Source organism: Miniphocaeibacter halophilus, assembly GCF_016458825.1.
Classification (GTDB): domain Bacteria; phylum Bacillota; class Clostridia; order Tissierellales; family Peptoniphilaceae; genus Miniphocaeibacter; species Miniphocaeibacter halophilus.
In genome coordinates this window covers 2,015,706-2,035,492 of sequence record NZ_CP066744.1, presented here as the reverse complement: position 1 = coordinate 2,035,492, position 19,787 = coordinate 2,015,706, and the positions used below count along the sequence as shown (strand labels likewise).

The following is a 19,787-nucleotide window of genomic DNA, read 5'->3' as shown; positions in this document are numbered from 1 at the left end:
TGATATTTTAGAGGTTTTTTGCTATAATTAACATAGAAAAATAATGTTTGTTTCGGAGTGGGATTTTCCCACTCTTATTTATTTAATTAGGAGGTATGATGAATAAAAAAAATTTATTAGACCTGTGTTGGAAAGAATTTGAACCTATAGTAAATAATTTAGGATATATATTAGATGATATTGAATATGTAAAAGAACCTAAAGGCAATATACTTAGAGTTTATATTGATAAAGACCAAGGTACCATAAATATTGATGATTGTGAAAAATCAAGCAAGCTAATTAGCGATAAGCTTGATGAAATAGATCCAATTGACGAACAATACTATTTAGAAGTGTCATCTCCAGGAATAGATAGACCTTTTAAAAATAATAGAGACTACTCCAAAAATATTGGAAACTTAGTTATTGTAAAGTTTTATGCACCAATAAATGGAGAAAAAGAAATTACAGGAAAATTAATAGATTTCAACGATGAATCTATAGCAATCGAAAGAAAAGATAAGGTAACTAATTTTGACCGAAAAAAAATAGCTACAATTAGATTATCATTATTTTAATAGGAGAGACAAATGAATCAAGAATTTATTAATGCATTAAATGAAATTGAAAGAAATAAAGGAATTTCAAGCGATGTAATAATAGATGCATTAGAAAAAGCTTTAATAAAAAGCTATGAAAAAAATTTTGATGATAATGCAAATGTATCTGTTTCTGTTAGTAGAGATACAGGGGAAGCAAAGATATACTCAATAAAAACAATTGTTGAAGATGTTGATAATAAAATTACTGAAATATCTTTAGATGAGGCCCGTTTAATTAATAATAATTTAAATATAGGCGATGAGGTGACTATTGAAGTTACTCCAAAAAATTTTGGTAGAATTGCGGCGCAGACTGCAAGAAACATTGTCATTCAAAAAATAAAAGATGCTGAAAGAGAAATTGTTTATAATGAGTTTATAAATAGAGAAAAAGAAATTATTACAGGTATTATTCAAAGAATAGATCATGGTATTATTTACGTAGACCTAGGTAAAGTTGAAGGCATTGTACCTTTAAGTGAACAGATTCCTAATGAAGAATATAAGGTAAATGATCGATATAAGTTCTATATTAAAGAAGTTAAAAATACAACTAAGGGAGCTCAGGTTATACTATCAAGAACTGATACTGGATTAGTTAAAAGACTTTTAGAATTAGAAGTTCCTGAAATTCATGATGGTATAGTTGAAATATTTTCTATTTCAAGAGAGGCTGGTTCTCGTACTAAACTAGCAGTATTTACAAGAGATGAAAATATAGATCCGGTAGGTGCTTGTGTAGGATTTAAAGGGACTAGGGTAAAGGCTATTGTCGATGAATTAAATGGCGAAAAACTAGATATAATAATTTGGGATAAAGATATTAAAGTATTTTTAGCTAATAGCTTAAGTCCTGCAGAAGTATTAAAGGTATTTGTCAATGAAAAGGAAAAAATTGCTAGAATTATAGTAGATAGCGGTCAATTGTCCTTAGCCATTGGTAAAGAAGGACAAAATGCTAGATTAGCTGCCAAACTAACAAATTGGAAAATAGATATAAAGGGAACTGAACAATATTTGGAAGGAATTCAAAACAAGAACATTGTTGCTGAGTTTCCAGAAGAAGAAGAATATATTAATGATTTATTAGGTGATTTTGATGAAAACTAAAAAAATTCCTATGCGAAAATGTGTCGCTTGTGGTGAAAATAAACCTAAGAAGGACCTACTTAGAATTGTTAATAATAAAGAAGAAGGAATACTAATAGACCCTACTGGTAAAAAAAACGGCAGGGGGGCTTACATCTGTAAAGATGTAAAATGTGTTGAATTAGCTAAAAAAAATAAAAATATTAGTCATGCATTAAGTGCTGAAATTAACGAAGAAATATATAAGGAGATTGCAAATTATGTAGTAGATTCGGAATAGAGAGGAGCAACAAATATGAAAAAAATCAGAGTGTATGAAATAGCTAAAGATTTAAATGTATCTGCTAAAGAAATTATTTCTGAATTAAACAAATTAAATATAGATGTTAAAAGTCATATGTCATCAATAGAAGGTGATGTAATAGACAAAATATATAATGTGTTTTCTAAAAATAATACAAAAAAAAGTAATGTTGATAAAAATTCTAAAAATACAAGTCAAACAAAAAAATCCAATAGAAAAGAAAAACAAACTAATAAGAAGGACAAATTTACTAAAGAAAACCAAGCTAGTAAAAAGGATAAAGTTATAAAAGATAAACAAGATAATAAAAATAAAAAATTCAACAATAAAAGCCAAGATAATAAAGGCAAAAAAACTATTGTTAAAAACAAAAAAACTATTGACAGAAATAAAAATAAAAAGATTAATGAAGACCATTTTAAAAATTTACAAAAAGCAAAACCAAAACATAAGAATAAAAGTAAGGCTAAGAAAAAAGCCGCTGAAACTACAAATCTTGAGGGTATTGTAAATGTAACTGAATCTGGCGCAATAGAAATTCCTGAAACTATTATTGTTAAGGATTTTGCTGCTGCCATAGGGGTTTCTGTTAGTCAAGTTATATCTAAACTTATTCAGTTAGGTATTATGGCTTCACAAAACCAAGAATTGGATTTTGAAAATGCTGAACTAATTGGTATGGAATTTGATAAAGAGATTGTTTTAAAATCCGAAGATGAAGAAAGCATGGAGGATATTTTTGACCTAGATTACGAAGACAAGGAAGAAGATATGATACCTAGACCTCCAGTTGTTACAGTTATGGGCCATGTTGACCACGGAAAAACTTCTTTATTAGATAGTATTAGAAATACACATGTAACCAAAAAAGAAGCTGGTGGAATTACACAACATATTGGTGCTTATACTGTAAGAGTTAATGATAATAAAATTGTATTTTTAGATACTCCTGGACACGAAGCATTTACTGCTATGCGTTCTAGAGGAGCTCAAGTTACAGATTTAGCTATACTTGTTGTAGCTGCAGATGATGGTGTAATGCCTCAAACAATAGAAGCTATTAATCATGCAAAAGCTGCTGATGTACCTATAATTGTTGCAATTAACAAAATGGACAAAGAAGGTGCAAATGTTGATAGAATTAAACAAGAATTGTCTGATAATGGTTTAGTACCTGATGATTGGGGTGGAGACGCTATTTGTGTACCAGTTTCTGCTCGAACAGGACAAGGTATAGATGAACTACTTGAAATGGTAGCAACTGTTGCAGAAATGGAAGAATTAAAAGCAAATCCTAATAGGGCTGCAGTAGGTACTGTAATAGAAGCTCAGCTAGATAAAGGTCGAGGACCAACTGCAACAGTACTTGTGCAAAAAGGAACTCTAAGATCAGGCGATATGGTTGTATCCGGAGTTTCAAGCGGTCGAATTAGGGCGATGTTTGATGATAGAGGTAAAAAAATCAAAAAAGCTGGTCCTTCCATACCTGTTTTAATATTAGGTCTTTCTGATGTACCTGAAGCTGGAGAATTTATATATGTTACAAAAGATGAAAAAACAGCTCGTTCTTATGCTGAAAAAGCTAAAAACTTAATTAAGGCTGATATGGTTAAATCTTCTTCTAATATTAAATTAGATGACTTGTTTAATCAAATATCTGATGGAACAATAAAAGATTTGAATATTATTATAAAAACAGATGTTAGAGGAACAATAGATGCTGTAAAACAATCCTTTGAAAAATTAAGCAATGAAGAAGTTAAAGTAAATATTATACATGGAGCTGTAGGTGGAATTACAGATTCAGATGTTAACTTAGCAGCTGCTTCAAATGCAGTTATTATAGGATTTAATGTTAGACCATCTCAAAGTGCCATTGACTTAGCAAATTATGAAAATATAGATATTAGAACCTATAGAGTAATTTATGATGCTATTGAAGATATTAAAAATGCTATTAAAGGAATGTTAGCACCAAAATATGTTGAAGAAGTAATTGGAAGAGCTGAAGTTAGAGCTATCTTCAAAGTTCCAAATGTAGGATCTGTTGCGGGTATATATGTTCTTAATGGTAAAATAACTAGAAATGCTACTATAAGATTAATTAGAAATGACATAGTTGTTCATGAAGGTGAAATATCATCATTGAGAAGATTTAAAGATGATGTAAAAGAACTTGCTTCTGGTTATGAAGGTGGACTGGGTTTAGAAAATTATAACGATGTAAAAGAAAATGATATTTTAGAAGCATATATAATGAAAGAAGTTAAAAAATAGGTGATTTTATGAATCAAAAAAGAGTTAATCGCATCTCATCTGAAATTAATAAGGTTATATCCCATTGTTTATACAATACTATTAAGGATCCTAATTTAGATCCATTGTATACTGGAATTACTGGAGTTAATGTTACTAATGACCTAAGTTTTGCAACTGTATATATTAGTGTCATAGGTGATGATGAAAAAAAGGCAAATACTATAAAGGGCTTTGAAAATGCTAAGGGATATTTAAAAAGAGAAATTAGTAAAAATGTAAAATTACGACATATTCCTGAATTAATATTTAAAATAGATGATTCAACCGAACGTGGAATGCATATAGAAAATATAATAAACGAATTAAATAAGACAGGTAATGCAAATGAATAATTTGTTTACTAAATTTAAAGAAATAATTGCAAATAATAAATCTTTTGCAATTATTTCTCATTTAAGTCCAGATGGGGACAACTTAGGATCAATAAAATCTCTTTATTTATATTTGAAAAACTTAAATAAAGAAGTTTATCCAATATTATTTGATAAAATCCCCAGCAATTTAAAATTTATTACTAATGATATTCCCTTCACTTCAAATGATAAACTAATAGTTGATGTTCTAATTGCTGTTGATTGTGGTGATAAAAAAAGATTAGGAAATATTGAATATATATATGACAATTCTAAAGAAATAATAAAAATCGATCACCATATTTCAGGAGAAAATTATGGGACTTTAAATATTATAGACCCTCAAATATCTTCTACCTGTGAACTTATTTCAAAATTGTTTTTAGATTTGAATATAGAAATTACACCTGAAATATCCACATCTTTATTGTTAGGTATTTTAACGGATACAGGAAGATTTTTATATGAACGTGCTACTGAAGATACTTTTCAAATGGCTGCAAAATTAATTGAAAATGGTGCTGAAAAAGATTTATTAATGAAAAAATTGTTTCAGTCTAATAAATTAAATGCATTAAACGCAATAAATAAAATAAATAATAATGCTAAATTTTATTATGACAATCATCTAGTTATAACTTCCGTTACCAATGATTTTCTTAATGACTATAATTTAGAAGTATCCGATGTTGAAACTGCTATTAATTACTATCGGGATGCTGAAGAAGTTGAAGTTTCCTGTATGTTAAAAGAGAAAGAAAACAATAAATTTAAAATTAGTTTTAGAAGTAAAAATTATGTAGATGTAAACCTAATTGCAAATTATTTTAATGGTGGTGGCCATAAATTTGCTTCAGGTTGCATTATTAATGGTGATTTAAAAGAAGTAGAGGAAAAGATAGTTGAAAGATTCAAAACAATTAACTGGCAATAATATAGATGGAGTATTAAATATTTTTAAAGAACCAGGTTATACTTCCCATGATGTTGTTGCAATTTTAAGAAAAATTTTAAAAACCAAAAAAATAGGTCATGCTGGAACATTAGATCCTAACGTAAGTGGAGTTCTACCTATTTGCATAGGCAAGGCAACTAAAATTAGTCAATATCTAATGGATTTTGGAAAAACTTATGTTGCTGAAATAACTTTTGGAATCGAAACTGATACAGAAGATATTTGGGGAAATATAACAAAAACAGATAATATGCCAGTAAATTTTGAAACTTTTGAAAAAGTTTTATCAAAGTATAATAATATAGAAATAAAACAAATACCACCTATGTACTCAGCTATAAAGGTTAATGGAAAAAGATTATATGAATTAGCTTATAAGGGTATAACAATAGATCGTAAAGAAAGAAATGCTAAAATTTATAAAACAAAAATTCTAAGAAAATATAAAAATAAAGTTATTCTTGAAGTAAGCTGTTCAAAAGGAACTTATATTAGAACTCTTATAAAAGATATTTGCATAGAGTCTGGTACAATAGGTACTATGTCAAATCTTCTTAGAATTGAATCCGGTGGGCTTAATATAAGCAACTCATTAACATTAGATCAAATTAAGTATTTTGTATATAATGGTAATTATGATTATATAATATCTATTGAGAATGCTCTTCATACCTATGAAAAATTTAATTTATCTGATAAGTATTTTAAAAAAATTATAAACGGTGTTAAAATTGACGTAGGAGATTTCTATACAGATAAATTACTTTTAATATATTGTTCTAATGAATTTATTGGTTTAGGTTCAATTAATAGAATTAGTGGTAGTAATTATCTAAAAATGAAAAATATGTTTTACAGAGGTACAAATGAAAATAATTAAAGTTTCAGAAGATATGATTGTAAAAGATAATATTGTTTTTGGATTAGGAAATTTTGATGGTATACATCGTGGTCATAGATTTTTAATTGAAAGAGTCAAAGAAATATCTACAAATTATAAATATAAATCCGGAATTTTATTATTTACACAACATACAAAAGACATTTTAAATCCAAATAATCCTACGCCTAAATTGACTAGTACCAATGATAAAATTGATATATTGAGTAAATTAAATATAGATTATGTTTTTTTAATAAACTTTAGAACTATTTCTAATTTATTACCTTCTGAATTTATTACTCTTCTTATTAATCAACTGAACTGTAAGGGTATTGTAGTTGGAAATGACTATAGATTTGGAAAAAAAGCAGCAGGTGATATTAATCTTTTAAAAGAATTATGTTATGAAAATAAAATTATTTTAAATATAATTGATACTATAAAAGATAAAAATATTAATATAAAAAGCACAAATATAAGAAAGTATATCAACGAGGGTATGATTATAGAAGCTAATAAATTACTTGGTAGAAATTATTTTATTACAGGAAATGTAATACATGGTGAAAAAAGAGGCAGAGAATTAGGATTTCCTACGGCGAATATGATTAATGATTACAATTATGTTTTACCTAGAGAAGGGGTCTATTATACAAAAACTACCATTATTAGTAAAAATTCCGAAAAAAAATATGATTCACTTAGCTTTATTGGCAATAATATTACCTTTAATGAGTTTGATAAAAAAATTGAAACATTTATATTTGATTTTTCACATAATATATATGGTGAAATAATTAGAGTTGAATTCATTGACTTCATACGACAAAATTTTAAATTTAATTCTAAACTGGAATTAATTAATCAAATGAATAAAGATGTAGAATTTGTTAAAAACTATAATAAAAATTTACATTTTTAGTTATTTATGATATTATATTCCGGTAGGTACTGTAACGTTGAATATCGAGTCCTCAACGAATTCAACAGTTATGGTGGACTAAAATATTAGGAGGAAATTATGTTTACAGCAGAAGATAAAAAAAGAATAATTGATGAATACAAAACGGTAGAAGGAGACACTGGATCACCAGAAGTTCAAATAGCTTTATTAACTTATAGAATAAACTATTTAACAGAACATTTAAAAACTCATAAAAAAGATCATCATTCTAGAAGAGGATTGTTTAAAATGATTGGTAAGAGAAGAGGTCTACTTAACTATCTACAAAAAAAAGATATCAATAGATACCGTGAATTAATTAAAAAATTAAACATTAGAGGTTAATTTCGGTTAATTTTTAAACTAATAAGAGCGGTTCAACGCTCTTATTTTTAAATGTTTTAAAATCTAAAGGAGATTTAAATGATAAAAGAATATAAATATGACTTGCTTGGAAAAGAAATAAAGGTAACTATTGGAAAAGTTGCTAAACAAGCAAATGGTTCTTGTACTATACAATGTGGAGAAACTGTGGTTTTAGTAACTGCAACTGCTTCGAAAGAACCTAGAGAAGGAATAGATTTTTTCCCTCTAAGCTGTGATTTTGAAGAAAAATTATATGCTGTTGGAAAAATACCAGGTGGATTTATAAAAAGAGAAGGTAGAGCTAGTGAAAAAGCTGTACTTACTTCTAGATTAATAGATAGACCTTTAAGGCCATTATTTCCTGAAGGTTACAGAAATGATGTACAGGTTATAGCAACGGCTTTGTCAGTTGATCAAGATAATACTCCAGACATACTTGCTATGATAGGTTCTTCAATAGCATTAAGTATATCTGATATTCCTTTTAATGGTCCTACTGGATCAGTATCTGTAGGTATGGTAGATGGAAAAATTATTATAAATCCAAATCAAGAAGAAAGAGAAAATTCATCTTTAGAACTAACAGTTGCAGGTACTAAAGATGCTATTATGATGGTTGAGGCTGGATGCCATAAATTAACTGAAGCTGAAGTATTAGAGGCTATTTTAACTGCCCATGAATCAATAAAGGGAATTTGCTCTTTTATTGAAGAAATTCAAAAAGAATGTGGAAAAGAAAAAATAGAATTTATTTCACCTCAAATAGATCAGGACTTAGTATCTGCAGTTACTGAGTATTCTAAAGAAAATTTAATTAACGCTATTAGAAATGCTGATAAAATTAAAAGAGAAGAAGATACAGAAAAAATTATTGAAGAAACATTAACACATTTTTCAGAAATTTATGAAGGAAGAGAAAAAGAAATCAAGTCTATTTTGGAAAATATTCAAATAGAAGAAGTTCGAAGATTAATTATAGAGGATGAAATTAGACCTGACAATAGAAAATTAGATGAAATTAGACCTATATCTTGTGAAAGAAGATTATTACCAAGGGCTCACGGTTCCGGATTATTTACTAGAGGACAAACTCAAGTACTATCGGTAGCAACTTTAGGCTCTCCAAGTGATGTTCAAATCTTAGACGGTTTATTAGAAGAAGATAATAAAAGATATATGCATCAATATAATTTTCCACCTTATAGTGTAGGAGATACAAGGCCAATGAGAGGTCCTGGAAGAAGAGAAATAGGACATGGGGCATTAGCTGAAAGAGCATTAATTCCTGTAATTCCTTCAATAGATGATTTCCCTTACACAATTAGAGTTGTGTCTGAAGTTTTAGAATCAAATGGTTCAAGTTCTCAAGCTTCTATTTGTGGTTCAACTTTAGCCTTACTAGATGCAGGAGTACCTATTGATGAACCTGTAGCAGGTATCGCTATGGGACTAATTAGCGATGGAGAAAAAGTTTCAATACTTACTGACATCCAAGGACTAGAAGATCATTTTGGAGATATGGATTTCAAAGTAGCAGGAACTAAAGATGGTATTACCGCTTTACAAATGGATATAAAGATAGATGGTATTAGTAGAGAAATATTAGAAGAAGCTTTATCTAAAGCTAAAGAAGCAAGATTGTTTATTTTAGATAAAATGAATGATTTAATTTCAGAACCTGAAAAAGAAATTTCAAAATATGCACCACGATTAATGACTATTAAAATTGATCCTGAAAAAATAAGAGAAGTCATTGGACCTGGTGGAAAAGTAATTAATAAAATTATTGAAGAAACTGGTGTAATAATTGATACTAAAGATGATGGTAATATAACCATTACTGCAGAAACTACTGAAAATGGTGAAAAAGCTATTGCCATGATTGAAGATATTATTGCCGAAGTTGAAGAAGGAAAAACATATTTAGGTAAAATAACTAGAATTACCAATTTTGGCGCTTTTGTAGATGTTCTAAACGGTAAGGAAGGTTTACTTCATATTTCTAAAATTGCTCATGAAAGAATTAATAAAGTTGAAGATGTTCTATCTGTTGGGGATGAAGTACTTGTTAAAGTAACTGATATAGATAATCAAGGTAGAATTAACCTTTCAAGAAAGGCTTTATTGCCAAAACCAGAAAACAATAACAATAGCAATAAAAATAATAATAACAATAAATAATAAGATTAAAATGAAACATAGGAAACTATGTTTTTATTTTTTAGTGGAGGGACTATGAAAATAAAAATAATTAATAAAAGCAATAATTCATTACCGGAATATGCAACTTTAGGTTCAGCAGGACTTGATTTGCAAGCCTATCTTCCTGAACCATTAACCTTAAAATCCTTAGAAAGAAAAATTATACCTACAGGTTTATACATGTCAATTCCGGTAGGCTATGAAGTACAAGTTAGAGCAAGAAGTGGTATGGCTATTAAGCATGGAATTACTGTAATAAATGGTATTGGAACAATTGACAGTGATTATAGAGGAGAAATTGGTGTATTGTTAGTCAATCTTTCAAAAGATGATTATACTATTAATTCAGGTGACAAAATAGCTCAAATGATATTATCTAAATACGAACAAGTTGAATTTGAACTTGTTGAAAATTTAGATAATACAGAAAGGAATGCTGGTGGTTTTGGTCATACAGGTTATTAATATGATATAATTTATAATGTCACAAGGAGATATTACATGGCCAAAAAAAAGAAAAAGAAAAATAAAAAAAATAAATATTCTAAAGGGTTAAATCCTAAAAATATTGTAATTGTACTTACAGTCCTAATATTTATTTCATATATATTTCTAATTGGGAATAACACAGGATTTATAGGAGACTTTTTTAAAAAATATTATTTTAAATTACTAGGATTAGGTTCTTACATACTTCCTATAATTATAATTATTAATTCTTTAGTTTATATTTTTAATAAATTAAATAAAAAATTGATAAACATATTTTTATTATTATATGGATTATTTGTTATTTCTTTAATCTTAATAGATTTAAATATGAATACTGGAACTATTTTAAATATGAGATTAGAAAATTCAAAAATATTATCTAGTAACTATTTAGGTGCAGGAATTATTGGAGCATTTATTACACATTATTTACTTATTTCAATAGGTAAAATAGGAATATATCTTTTAACGATTTTTTATATTATTTTTTCAGGAATTTATATTTTTAATATATCCTTTAAAGAACTATTAGAAGAAATAAAACAATTTTTTATTGGAATTGCAAATCTATTTAAAAAAATTTCCAATAAAATAAAGAAAATAAATATTCCTAATAATAACAAATCTTCAATTATAAAAAATAATAAATCTAAGAATAATAATAAAAACAAAATAGAAGTAGAAGATATTGTTATAAATGACTATAGTGACAATTCTCCTAAATCTAAAAATATTATTGATAATTCTAATTTAGAAGAATTAGATGGAGAAATCGAACAACTATCTGTGGAAGATTTTTCTGTTGAAATTGAAAAAGAAACAACTCCCTATAAGTTTCCACCTTTAGAGCTTCTAAAAGATCCTTATTTATCAAAGGGTGATAGTAAGGATGAAGTATTAAACAAAGCAAAAAAAATTGAGAGTACCCTTTCTAGTTTTGGAATTGATGCTTCTGTAGTGGAAATAAATAAGGGACCAACAGTTACTTGTTATGAATTAGAACCTGCTCCTGGAGTTAAAGTTAGTAAAATAGTTAATTTATCCGATGATTTAGCTATGACATTAGCTTCATCAGATATAAGAATTGAAGCTCCTATACCGGGTAAGTCCGTTGTTGGAATAGAAGTACCAAATATCAATAAAGAAGATGTCTATTTTAAAGAAATAATAAATTCTAAAGAATTTATGCAAATTAACTCATTAATGCCTATAGCTTTAGGAAAGAGTATTTCTGGAAAATCTATAGTAACCTCTATAGATAAAATGCCCCATTTACTTATTGCAGGAGCAACAGGAAGTGGTAAATCAGTATGTATAAATACAATTATAATGAGTATTATCTATAAAGCTAAGCCCGATGACGTTAAAATGATTCTAATTGACCCAAAAGTAGTTGAATTAAGCGTTTATAATGGAATACCACATTTAGCTATACCCGTTGTAACTAACGCTAAAAAAGCTAATTTTGCCTTAAATTGGGCTGTTACAGAAATGGAAAGAAGATATAAAATATTTTCTGAAAATTATGTCAGAGATATTAAATCATATAATGAAAAAAATTCGGACAATAGTTTAGAAAAATTACCTTATATTGTAATAATTATAGATGAATTATCAGATTTAATGATGGTTGCAGCTGGAGAGGTTGAAGATTCAATCGCTCGACTTGCACAAATGGCAAGAGCTTGTGGAATTCATTTAATTGTAGCTACTCAAAGACCATCAGTAGATGTTATTACCGGTACAATTAAAGCAAATATTCCTTCTAGAATTTCTTTTGCTGTTTCATCACAAATAGATTCAAGAACTATTTTGGATACATCAGGTGCAGAAAAATTATTAGGTAAAGGCGATATGCTCTTCTTCCCTTCAAATGTATCTAAGCCTGTTAGAATACAAGGAGCATTTATTTCTGATGGTGAAGTGGAAAAAATAGTAAGTTACTTGAAAAATCAAAATATAACAGATTATGATAAAAATATAATAGAGGATATCGATAAAAAACAAGAAGCTTCTGAAAATATACAAAGTACCGATGAACTATTTAAAGACGCTGTGAAAATAATTTTAGATGAAAATTCAGCATCTATATCCCTTCTTCAAAGAAAGATGAAAATAGGTTATGCTAGAGCTGGAAGACTTATTGATGAAATGGAAGAGATGGGTATAGTTAGCGGGTATGAAGGAAGTAAACCTAGAAAGATTTTAGTTGGGAAAGATTATTTAAAGGATATAGGTGAATAGATGAATATTGCAAATAAGTTTACAATTTTTAGATTAATATTAATTCCTGTTTTTATTATATTACTTATGGTACTAGGTATTGATAGCTTAATACCCGGGCTTGTTTTTGTTATTGCTTCTTTAACGGATTTTATTGATGGTCATTTAGCTAGAAGCCGTAACCTAGTTACAACATTTGGTAAATTTTTAGATCCACTTGCTGATAAAATGTTAGTAACAGCTGCATTAATCATGTTTATAGAGTTAGGATTAATACCAGCTTGGACTGTCTGCATTGTTGTCGCAAGAGAATTTATTATTACAGGATTTAGAGTTTTAGCAGCTTCTAACGGTATTACTATAGCTGCAAGTTTTTGGGGTAAATTTAAAACTGTTTCACAATTTTTAGCAATTATAATGATTCTATTTAGTGGAAGCATTTTATTTTGGATTCCAACGTTTATTATAAGTATTGTATATTATATTTCAGTTATATTAACAATTATATCTGGTATAGATTATTTAATAAAAAATATACATGTATTAGATTTAGATAATATTTAAGGAGAATAATAATATGTCATTAAATTTTACAAATGATAAAGACAAAAACCAAGCATTACAAAATACTTTTAAAAATATTGAAAAACAATTTGGTAAAGGTTCTGTTATGCTTTTAGGAGATACTCCTAAGCAAAATATAGCTTCCATTTCTACTGGTGCAATTAATTTAGATATAGCCCTAGGTATTGGAGGAATTCCACGTGGAAGAGTTGTAGAAATATATGGTCCTGAGTCTTCAGGAAAAACAACATTAGCACTTCATGTAATTGCTGAAGCACAAAAAGACGGAGGAATAGCAGCTTTCATTGATGCAGAACATGCCTTAGATGCTCAATATGCTACAAATCTTGGTGTAGATATAGATGAACTAATTGTTTCCCAACCAGATACAGGTGAACAAGCTTTAGAAATAACAGAATCTCTTGTTAGAAGTAGTGCGTTAGATATAGTTGTTATTGATTCAGTAGCAGCATTAGTTCCAAGAGCTGAAATTGAAGGGGATATGGGTGACTCCCATGTTGGTTTACAAGCTAGACTAATGTCACAGGCTCTAAGAAAACTTACTGGAGTAATAGCAAAATCAAATACTACTGTTGTATTTATAAACCAATTAAGAGAAAAGGTTGGTATTATGTTCGGGAATCCAGAAACTACAACAGGTGGTAGAGCTTTGAAATTCTATTCCAGTGTTAGATTGGAAGTTAGAAGAGCTGAGGCTATAAAAGATGGGGATAGTATAGTAGGAAATAGAACTAGAGTTAAAGTGGTGAAAAATAAGGTAGCTCCACCTTTTAAACAAGTAGAATTTGATATAATGTATGGAACCGGAATTTCTAAAGTCGGTGCCTTGTTAGATATGGCTGCTGAAGCTGGTATTATTAATAAAGCAGGTGCTTGGTATTCATACAATGAGGAACGTTTGGGACAAGGTAGGGAAAAAGCAAAAGATTTCTTAGAAAATCATCCAGAAATACTAGATGAAGTTTCTAAAAAAACCTATGCTCATTATAATATTAATAATGGCAATGAAGACATAGTTGAAAAAGAGATAAATATTGAAGAATAATTAAAGACCTCCTTACAAATAAGGAGGTCTTATTGTAGGTGATTTATGAAATTTTTATTTTTTACAGATACTCATATAAGATCAACAAATCCTGTTTCAAGAAAAGATAATTTTTTAGAAACTATAGAGAATAAATTTGCTGAAATAAATTCATTAATCAATAAATATGATATTGACTATGTATTACATGGTGGTGATTTATTTGACAGACCAGATATTCCTGTAAGGATCATAGGTAAATTTGCAAACATTTTAAAATCTTTTAATAAACCAATTTATATAATTAGTGGAAATCATGATATTTATGGTCATAATCCAAATACTGTCGATAGATCAATGTTAGGATTATTAAATACTTTAGATATTGTAACCCTTATTAATAAAGATGATCCTATTATATTAAAAGAAGAAAATTTACGTATTCAATTATCCGGATGTCCATATATATATGATATTGATAGTGAATACAAAAAATATTATTTCCCACAACGATTAGAAGATGTTGACTATCATATTTTTTTAATTCATAGTTTTTTAATAGACAAACCCTTTGTCGATTCAGTAAGTCATACTTTAATTGAAGAGATTTTAGAAATTGATGCTGATATAGTTTTATCTGGTCATTATCATACAGGTTTTGGAGTTAAAAATATAAATAACAAATATTTTATAAATCCTGGTAGTTTACTTAGGACTAACAGTAGTAAACCTGAATTAAAAAGAATTCCAGAGGTAGTCATTATGGATATTTCAAAGGAAGGAATAAATATTAAAGAAATTCCATTAAAATCAGCCTTACCTGGAGAAGATGTTTTAAAAATAAATAATAATTATGAAAAATTAAAATCTGAAGCACTGGAGGATTTCAAACTTTTAGTTCGCCAAAGTAGTAACTTAGAAAGTTATAATATTTATGATATATTAAAAGAAATATCAGAAAAAAATAACTTTCCTAAAAGAATACTGGAAGAAGCGTTAAAAAGAATAGAAGATATCGAGGTTAATAAAAAATGACTTATTTAAGAAGAATGGAAATAATCAATTTTCAATCCCATGAATATACAGATTTATACTTTGATAATAAGGTCAATGTTATTATTGGTCCTTCTGATAGTGGTAAAACTGCTGTTATTCGTGCTTTAAAATGGGTTTTATTCAATGAGCCATCTGGAATTGACTTCATAAGAAAAAATAGTAAAGAAGCTAAAATTATTCTTTATTTTGATAATGAAATTATAATTACAAGAGGACGTAGTAAATCCAAAAATTATTATGAAATAACTTATCCAGCTGGAGAAGTAGAAAGATTTGAAGGATTTGGAACTAAAGTTCCAAAAGAAGTAATAGATGTTACAAATATATCAAAAGTTCAATTAGATGGTAATAATTTAATTGCATTAAATATTTCCGATCAGTTAGAAAGTCCTTTCCTATTAACAGAATCTCCATCAATTAAGGCTGTAGCTATTGGTAAATTAGCTGGAATTGAAAAGGTAGATTTAGCTTTGAACAAACTATCTAAAGACATCAATGAAATAAATGCTGAAAAAAAATCATTAGAAAAAGAAAAAGATATTCAGCTAGAGAATTTGAAAAATTATGATTTCTTGGATTCTGAATTAGAGGAAATTAAATATATTAGTAATATTATAAGTGAAATAGACAAGAAAAAGATACTATTAGAAAAATATAAAAGAATTAATAGTTCTTATCTGAATATTCAAAACCAAATTAATGATTATAATATATATATTAATAAATTTGCAAATCTCTTAAATTATGAAAATATAGTTGAGAAATCTTCTTCAATTTTGACTAAACGCAATAATTTAAGAAATATTAATCTTAAATTATTATCAGTTAATAATGAAATTAATAAATATAATTCAATACTTAGCAAAACAAAAAACTTAAACAATGTTATTGTTAAATATGAAGATATAGTTGAAAAATCCAATAAATACAGTAAATTACAATCAATTCATAATAAATTAGTACCATTAAATTATAATATTGAAAGATTTCTTTCTTTAATAAAATCCAATAAGGTAAATAATCTAAGTATACAGTTAAAAAAATTAGATAGTTTAGAAAAGAAATATATAAAACTATTTAATTTAAATAAAAATTTAATTGAGATTAATAGTAGAATTAAAAATGGTAATATTTATATAAAACAATTTAAAAATATAGATGACTTATCTTTAAAATACAATAAAAGCACTTCTTTAGAAATTATTTATGAAAAACTAAATAAATATAAGGAAAATCTAGAAGAGATTAATAAAAAAATACTTTATTTAGAAGATACTATTAAGACAGAGTCTATGGTTAATAATAAAATTCTTGAAAAATATATTGATTTATTAAAAGAATCTTCTATATGTCCCTATTGTTTCAATGATTTAGATGAAAATCATTTAAATAAAATTATTAGTGAATATGAGGTATAAATAAAATGGATTATAGTAAAGAAATTAGTAACTTAAAAAATAGATTAGATGATGCAAAAATTAAAAGAGCAAGAGCAGAATCTACTTTAGAAAGTTTAAATAAACAAAGAGAAGAACTTTTGGCTGAAATAGAGAAATTGGGAGTAGAACCTGAAAATTTGGAAATTGAAATAGCTAATTTAGAAAATGAAATAGATGGATTACTGTTTGAAGCAAGCAAACTATTATCAGAGGATATTTAATGATTGATATAGATTATAATGAAATAATATCTAGTTTTAATTCTAAAAAAGAAAAGTATCAATTAAATCTTGGACAAAAAAAAGCTATTGAAAATAATATAAATAGAATAGATAAAAGAATAAACAAGTTGGTTGAAAATAACCAAGATTTGTTATTAGTAGATACTTTATTAAAACAAACTGCTGATTTTTCTAGAGAACAAGCCAGCCAACAAATTAAGTCAATTGTAACTAGCTGTTTAAAATTGGTTTTTAATAATGATTTAGAGTTTGAAATCGAACTAAGTCAATTAAGAGGTAAAAATAGTGCTGAATTTTTTATACTAGAAAAACAAGATGATAATATATATAAATACAAGATTCAGGATAGTAGGGGGGAGGAGTAATAGATATACTCTCCTTAGCATTACGATTAGCTTTTTTGTTAAAATATAAACCAACTATAGATGGTCCATTAGTTTTGGATGAACCAGCTAAACACGTTAGTGAGGATTATATATTTAATGTATCAAATTTTATAAAAAAGGTATCTGAAGAATTTGATAAACAAATAATTTTAATTTCTCACAATGAACATATTGCTTCAATTGGCAATAAAGGATATAGAATAATTAAAGAGGATATGATTTCAAAAACTGAAACAATAAACTTTTGATTGTTAAAGTGGAATTCTTGACTTTTAAGCTGCAAAAGCTTATACTTAGTATGTAAAATATAACAAAATTTTAATATTTTGTTATATTTTTATGAATATTGAAAATTTAATATTATTTAGGGGGTGCGTTATTTGAATAACGTATTAATTACTACAATAGCTAGTATTATTACCCTTATAATCGGCTTGTTAGTCGGTTTTTTAATGAGAAAAAATATTTCCGAAAAGCATATCGGAAGTGCTGAAATTCATGCAGCAAAAATAATTGAAGATGCTAATAAAGAAGCTGATTCAACTAAAAAAGCTATGTTAGTAGAAGCAAAAGATGAAATTTTTAAATTAAGAACCGAGCAAGAAAATGAAAATCGAGAAAGAAGATTAGAAATTCAAAAATCTGAAAAAAGAATTCTACAAAAAGAAGAAAATCTTGAACGTAAAAGTGATATTTTAGAGAAGAAAAATGCTAAATTAGACACTGAAATGAAAAATATTGAAATTAAACAAAAAGAAATTCAAGAAATTGTAGATAAACAACTTCAAGAATTAGAACGAGTTGCTAATTTAACTCAAGATGAAGCTAAAAATGTTTTACTTAATGACTTAAGAGAACAAGTTACTCATGAACAAGCTATGATTATTAAGGAGTTAGAAGCTAAAACCAAGGACAAGGCAGATTCTTATGCCAGAGAAATAATCACCACATCTATTCAAAGATATGCTGCTGATTATGTAGCTGAATCTACCGTATCGGTTGTTTCATTGCCTAATGATGAAATGAAAGGTAGAATTATTGGTAGAGAAGGAAGAAATATAAGAGCTTTTGAAACATTAACTGGTGTTGATTTAATTATCGATGATACACCTGAAGCTGTAGTTTTATCAGCCTTTAATCCTGTTAGAAGAGAAATCGCAAGAATTGCTCTTGAAAAATTAATTTTAGATGGAAGAATTCACCCAACTAGAATTGAAGAAATGGTAGAAAAAGCAACTAAAGAAGTTGATGCTACTATTAAAATTAACGGGGAAAATGCATGTGATGAAACCAATGTACATGGAATCCATCCTGAAATTGTAAAATTATTAGGAAAATTACATTACAGAACAAGTTACGGTCAAAATGTTTTAAAACATTCTATTGAAGTATCCAATATTGCAGGAATGATGGCTGCTGAAATAGGAGCAGATGTTAAACTAGCTAAAAGAGGCGGTTTATTACACGATATTGGTAAAGCAATAGATCATGAAATTGAAGGCCCTCATGTTGAATTAGGTGTCCAAGCTGCTAAAAGATTTAAAGAAAAACCAGAAGTTATTAATTGTATTGAATCACATCATGGCGATGTTGAACCTACAACCATAGAAGCGGTTTTAGTACAAGCTGCTGATGCAATTTCAGCTGCAAGACCAGGCGCTAGAAGAGAAGCTATTGAAAATTATATTCAAAGATTAGAAAGTCTAGAAGAAATTTCAAGTTCCTTTAAAGGAGTAGACAAATCCTATGCTATTCAAGCTGGTAGAGAATTAAGGATAATGGTTAAACCAGAAGAAATTTCTGAAGATGAAATGATTATATTGGCTAGGGATATTTCTGCTAGAATCGAAGATGAACTAGAATATCCAGGTCAAATTAAAGTAAATGTTATAAGGGAAAGCCGAGTAACAGATTATGCAAAATAGAAAATCAAACTATTACATTTGTAATAGTTTTTTTTTATTCTATTTTAAAGATAATAATATAGGTTCTTTGTCAAATGGTGTTGGTGTACAATAAAATAACAAACTACTTTTATATCAGGCAGCTATATAGCTGCCTGATAATTTTCTATTGGCTTCATTAAATTTTTAATTATTACAAGAAAAGATTTAAATGACTATAAAATACTCTATTTTTTTATTTATGGTTAAAAGTAGTCATAGTTTACTACTCTTTTCTTTTAATATAAGCTTAAACGACAATTTAAAGCCAAACGGCTTAATATCAATGTTTAAAGGTAATTTATTTATATTTAACTATGAAATTCCATTATTCTTTAATAAAATCTAATTTATATTACTTAAATATAATCTGCCCTTGTAATTTTTTGATTTTAAATC

General features: G+C 27.4%; 20 protein-coding genes. All 20 read left to right on the top strand.

The window, feature by feature from the left end:
• Positions 1 to 95: 95 nt before the first annotated feature.
• The 20 genes from JFY71_RS10150 (at position 96) to rny (ending at position 19,370) form a co-directional block, all read left to right on the top strand.
• Entirely contained in the window at positions 96 to 560 is a 465-nt protein-coding gene (locus tag JFY71_RS10150; protein ID WP_243660673.1) for a ribosome maturation factor RimP, read from the top strand.
• A 12-nt stretch (positions 561 to 572) separates the two neighbouring features.
• Positions 573 to 1,694 carry a transcription termination factor NusA gene (gene nusA, locus JFY71_RS10145; RefSeq protein ID WP_243660672.1) on the top strand — a complete coding sequence of 374 codons (1,122 nt, stop codon included), beginning with the start codon at positions 573 to 575 and terminating at the stop codon, positions 1,692 to 1,694.
• Entirely contained in the window at positions 1,684 to 1,953 is a 270-nt protein-coding gene (gene rnpM, locus JFY71_RS10140) for an RNase P modulator RnpM (protein WP_275955181.1), read from the top strand. The genes nusA and rnpM overlap by 11 nt, the downstream gene beginning before the upstream one ends.
• A 15-nt stretch (positions 1,954 to 1,968) precedes the next feature.
• Entirely contained in the window at positions 1,969 to 4,254 is a 2,286-nt protein-coding gene (gene infB / locus JFY71_RS10135) for a translation initiation factor IF-2 (protein WP_243660670.1), read from the top strand.
• A gap of 8 nt (positions 4,255 to 4,262) precedes the next feature.
• The gene (gene rbfA / locus JFY71_RS10130) at positions 4,263 to 4,628 is read left to right on the top strand and encodes a 30S ribosome-binding factor RbfA (protein WP_243660669.1); all 366 of its coding nucleotides are present in this window, start codon (positions 4,263 to 4,265) and stop codon (positions 4,626 to 4,628) included.
• Positions 4,621 to 5,583 carry a DHH family phosphoesterase gene (locus tag JFY71_RS10125; protein WP_243660668.1) on the top strand — a complete coding sequence of 321 codons (963 nt, stop codon included), beginning with the start codon at positions 4,621 to 4,623 and terminating at the stop codon, positions 5,581 to 5,583. The genes rbfA and JFY71_RS10125 overlap by 8 nt, the downstream gene beginning before the upstream one ends.
• Positions 5,552 to 6,484: a tRNA pseudouridine(55) synthase TruB gene (truB, locus tag JFY71_RS10120; protein ID WP_243660667.1), complete on the top strand. Its 933-nt coding sequence runs from the start codon at positions 5,552 to 5,554 to the stop codon at positions 6,482 to 6,484. Before JFY71_RS10125 ends, truB begins: the two co-directional genes overlap by 32 nt.
• On the top strand, positions 6,471 to 7,409 hold the full coding sequence (locus JFY71_RS10115; RefSeq protein ID WP_243660666.1) for a bifunctional riboflavin kinase/FAD synthetase: 939 nt from the start codon (positions 6,471 to 6,473) through the stop codon (positions 7,407 to 7,409). The genes truB and JFY71_RS10115 overlap by 14 nt, the downstream gene beginning before the upstream one ends.
• A gap of 99 nt (positions 7,410 to 7,508) precedes the next feature.
• The gene (rpsO, locus tag JFY71_RS10110; protein ID WP_263457732.1) at positions 7,509 to 7,775 is read left to right on the top strand and encodes a 30S ribosomal protein S15; all 267 of its coding nucleotides are present in this window, start codon (positions 7,509 to 7,511) and stop codon (positions 7,773 to 7,775) included.
• A gap of 78 nt (positions 7,776 to 7,853) precedes the next feature.
• Positions 7,854 to 9,977, top strand: a complete 2,124-nt coding sequence (locus JFY71_RS10105; RefSeq protein ID WP_243660665.1) for a polyribonucleotide nucleotidyltransferase — start codon at positions 7,854 to 7,856, stop codon at positions 9,975 to 9,977.
• 54 nt (positions 9,978 to 10,031) lie between these two features.
• Positions 10,032 to 10,463 carry a dUTP diphosphatase gene (gene dut / locus JFY71_RS10100; RefSeq protein WP_243660664.1) on the top strand — a complete coding sequence of 144 codons (432 nt, stop codon included), beginning with the start codon at positions 10,032 to 10,034 and terminating at the stop codon, positions 10,461 to 10,463.
• Positions 10,464 to 10,499: 36 nt separating this feature from the next.
• Complete coding sequence (locus JFY71_RS10095) at positions 10,500 to 12,734, top strand: FtsK/SpoIIIE family DNA translocase (RefSeq protein ID WP_243660663.1); 2,235 nt, start codon at positions 10,500 to 10,502, stop codon at positions 12,732 to 12,734.
• The gene (gene pgsA / locus JFY71_RS10090) at positions 12,735 to 13,277 is read left to right on the top strand and encodes a CDP-diacylglycerol--glycerol-3-phosphate 3-phosphatidyltransferase (protein WP_243660662.1); all 543 of its coding nucleotides are present in this window, start codon (positions 12,735 to 12,737) and stop codon (positions 13,275 to 13,277) included. It begins immediately after the preceding gene.
• 13 nt (positions 13,278 to 13,290) lie between these two features.
• Complete coding sequence (recA, locus tag JFY71_RS10085; RefSeq protein WP_243660661.1) at positions 13,291 to 14,343, top strand: recombinase RecA; 1,053 nt, start codon at positions 13,291 to 13,293, stop codon at positions 14,341 to 14,343.
• Between the two features lie 45 nt (positions 14,344 to 14,388).
• Positions 14,389 to 15,357, top strand: a complete 969-nt coding sequence (locus JFY71_RS10080) for a metallophosphoesterase family protein (protein ID WP_243660660.1) — start codon at positions 14,389 to 14,391, stop codon at positions 15,355 to 15,357.
• Positions 15,354 to 16,796 carry a hypothetical protein gene (locus JFY71_RS10075; RefSeq protein ID WP_243660659.1) on the top strand — a complete coding sequence of 481 codons (1,443 nt, stop codon included), beginning with the start codon at positions 15,354 to 15,356 and terminating at the stop codon, positions 16,794 to 16,796. The genes JFY71_RS10080 and JFY71_RS10075 overlap by 4 nt, the downstream gene beginning before the upstream one ends.
• Positions 16,797 to 16,801: 5 nt before the next feature.
• Positions 16,802 to 17,038 carry a hypothetical protein gene (locus tag JFY71_RS10070; RefSeq protein WP_243660658.1) on the top strand — a complete coding sequence of 79 codons (237 nt, stop codon included), beginning with the start codon at positions 16,802 to 16,804 and terminating at the stop codon, positions 17,036 to 17,038.
• A complete protein-coding gene (locus JFY71_RS10065; RefSeq protein WP_243660657.1) occupies positions 17,038 to 17,424 on the top strand; it encodes a hypothetical protein in 387 nt (128 codons plus the stop codon). The genes JFY71_RS10070 and JFY71_RS10065 overlap by 1 nt, the downstream gene beginning before the upstream one ends.
• 35 nt (positions 17,425 to 17,459) lie before the next feature.
• A complete protein-coding gene (locus tag JFY71_RS10060) occupies positions 17,460 to 17,693 on the top strand; it encodes a P-loop NTPase family protein (RefSeq protein WP_243660656.1) in 234 nt (77 codons plus the stop codon).
• Between the two features lie 132 nt (positions 17,694 to 17,825).
• The gene (rny, locus tag JFY71_RS10055; protein ID WP_263457731.1) at positions 17,826 to 19,370 is read left to right on the top strand and encodes a ribonuclease Y; all 1,545 of its coding nucleotides are present in this window, start codon (positions 17,826 to 17,828) and stop codon (positions 19,368 to 19,370) included.
• Positions 19,371 to 19,787: the final 417 nt, after the last annotated feature.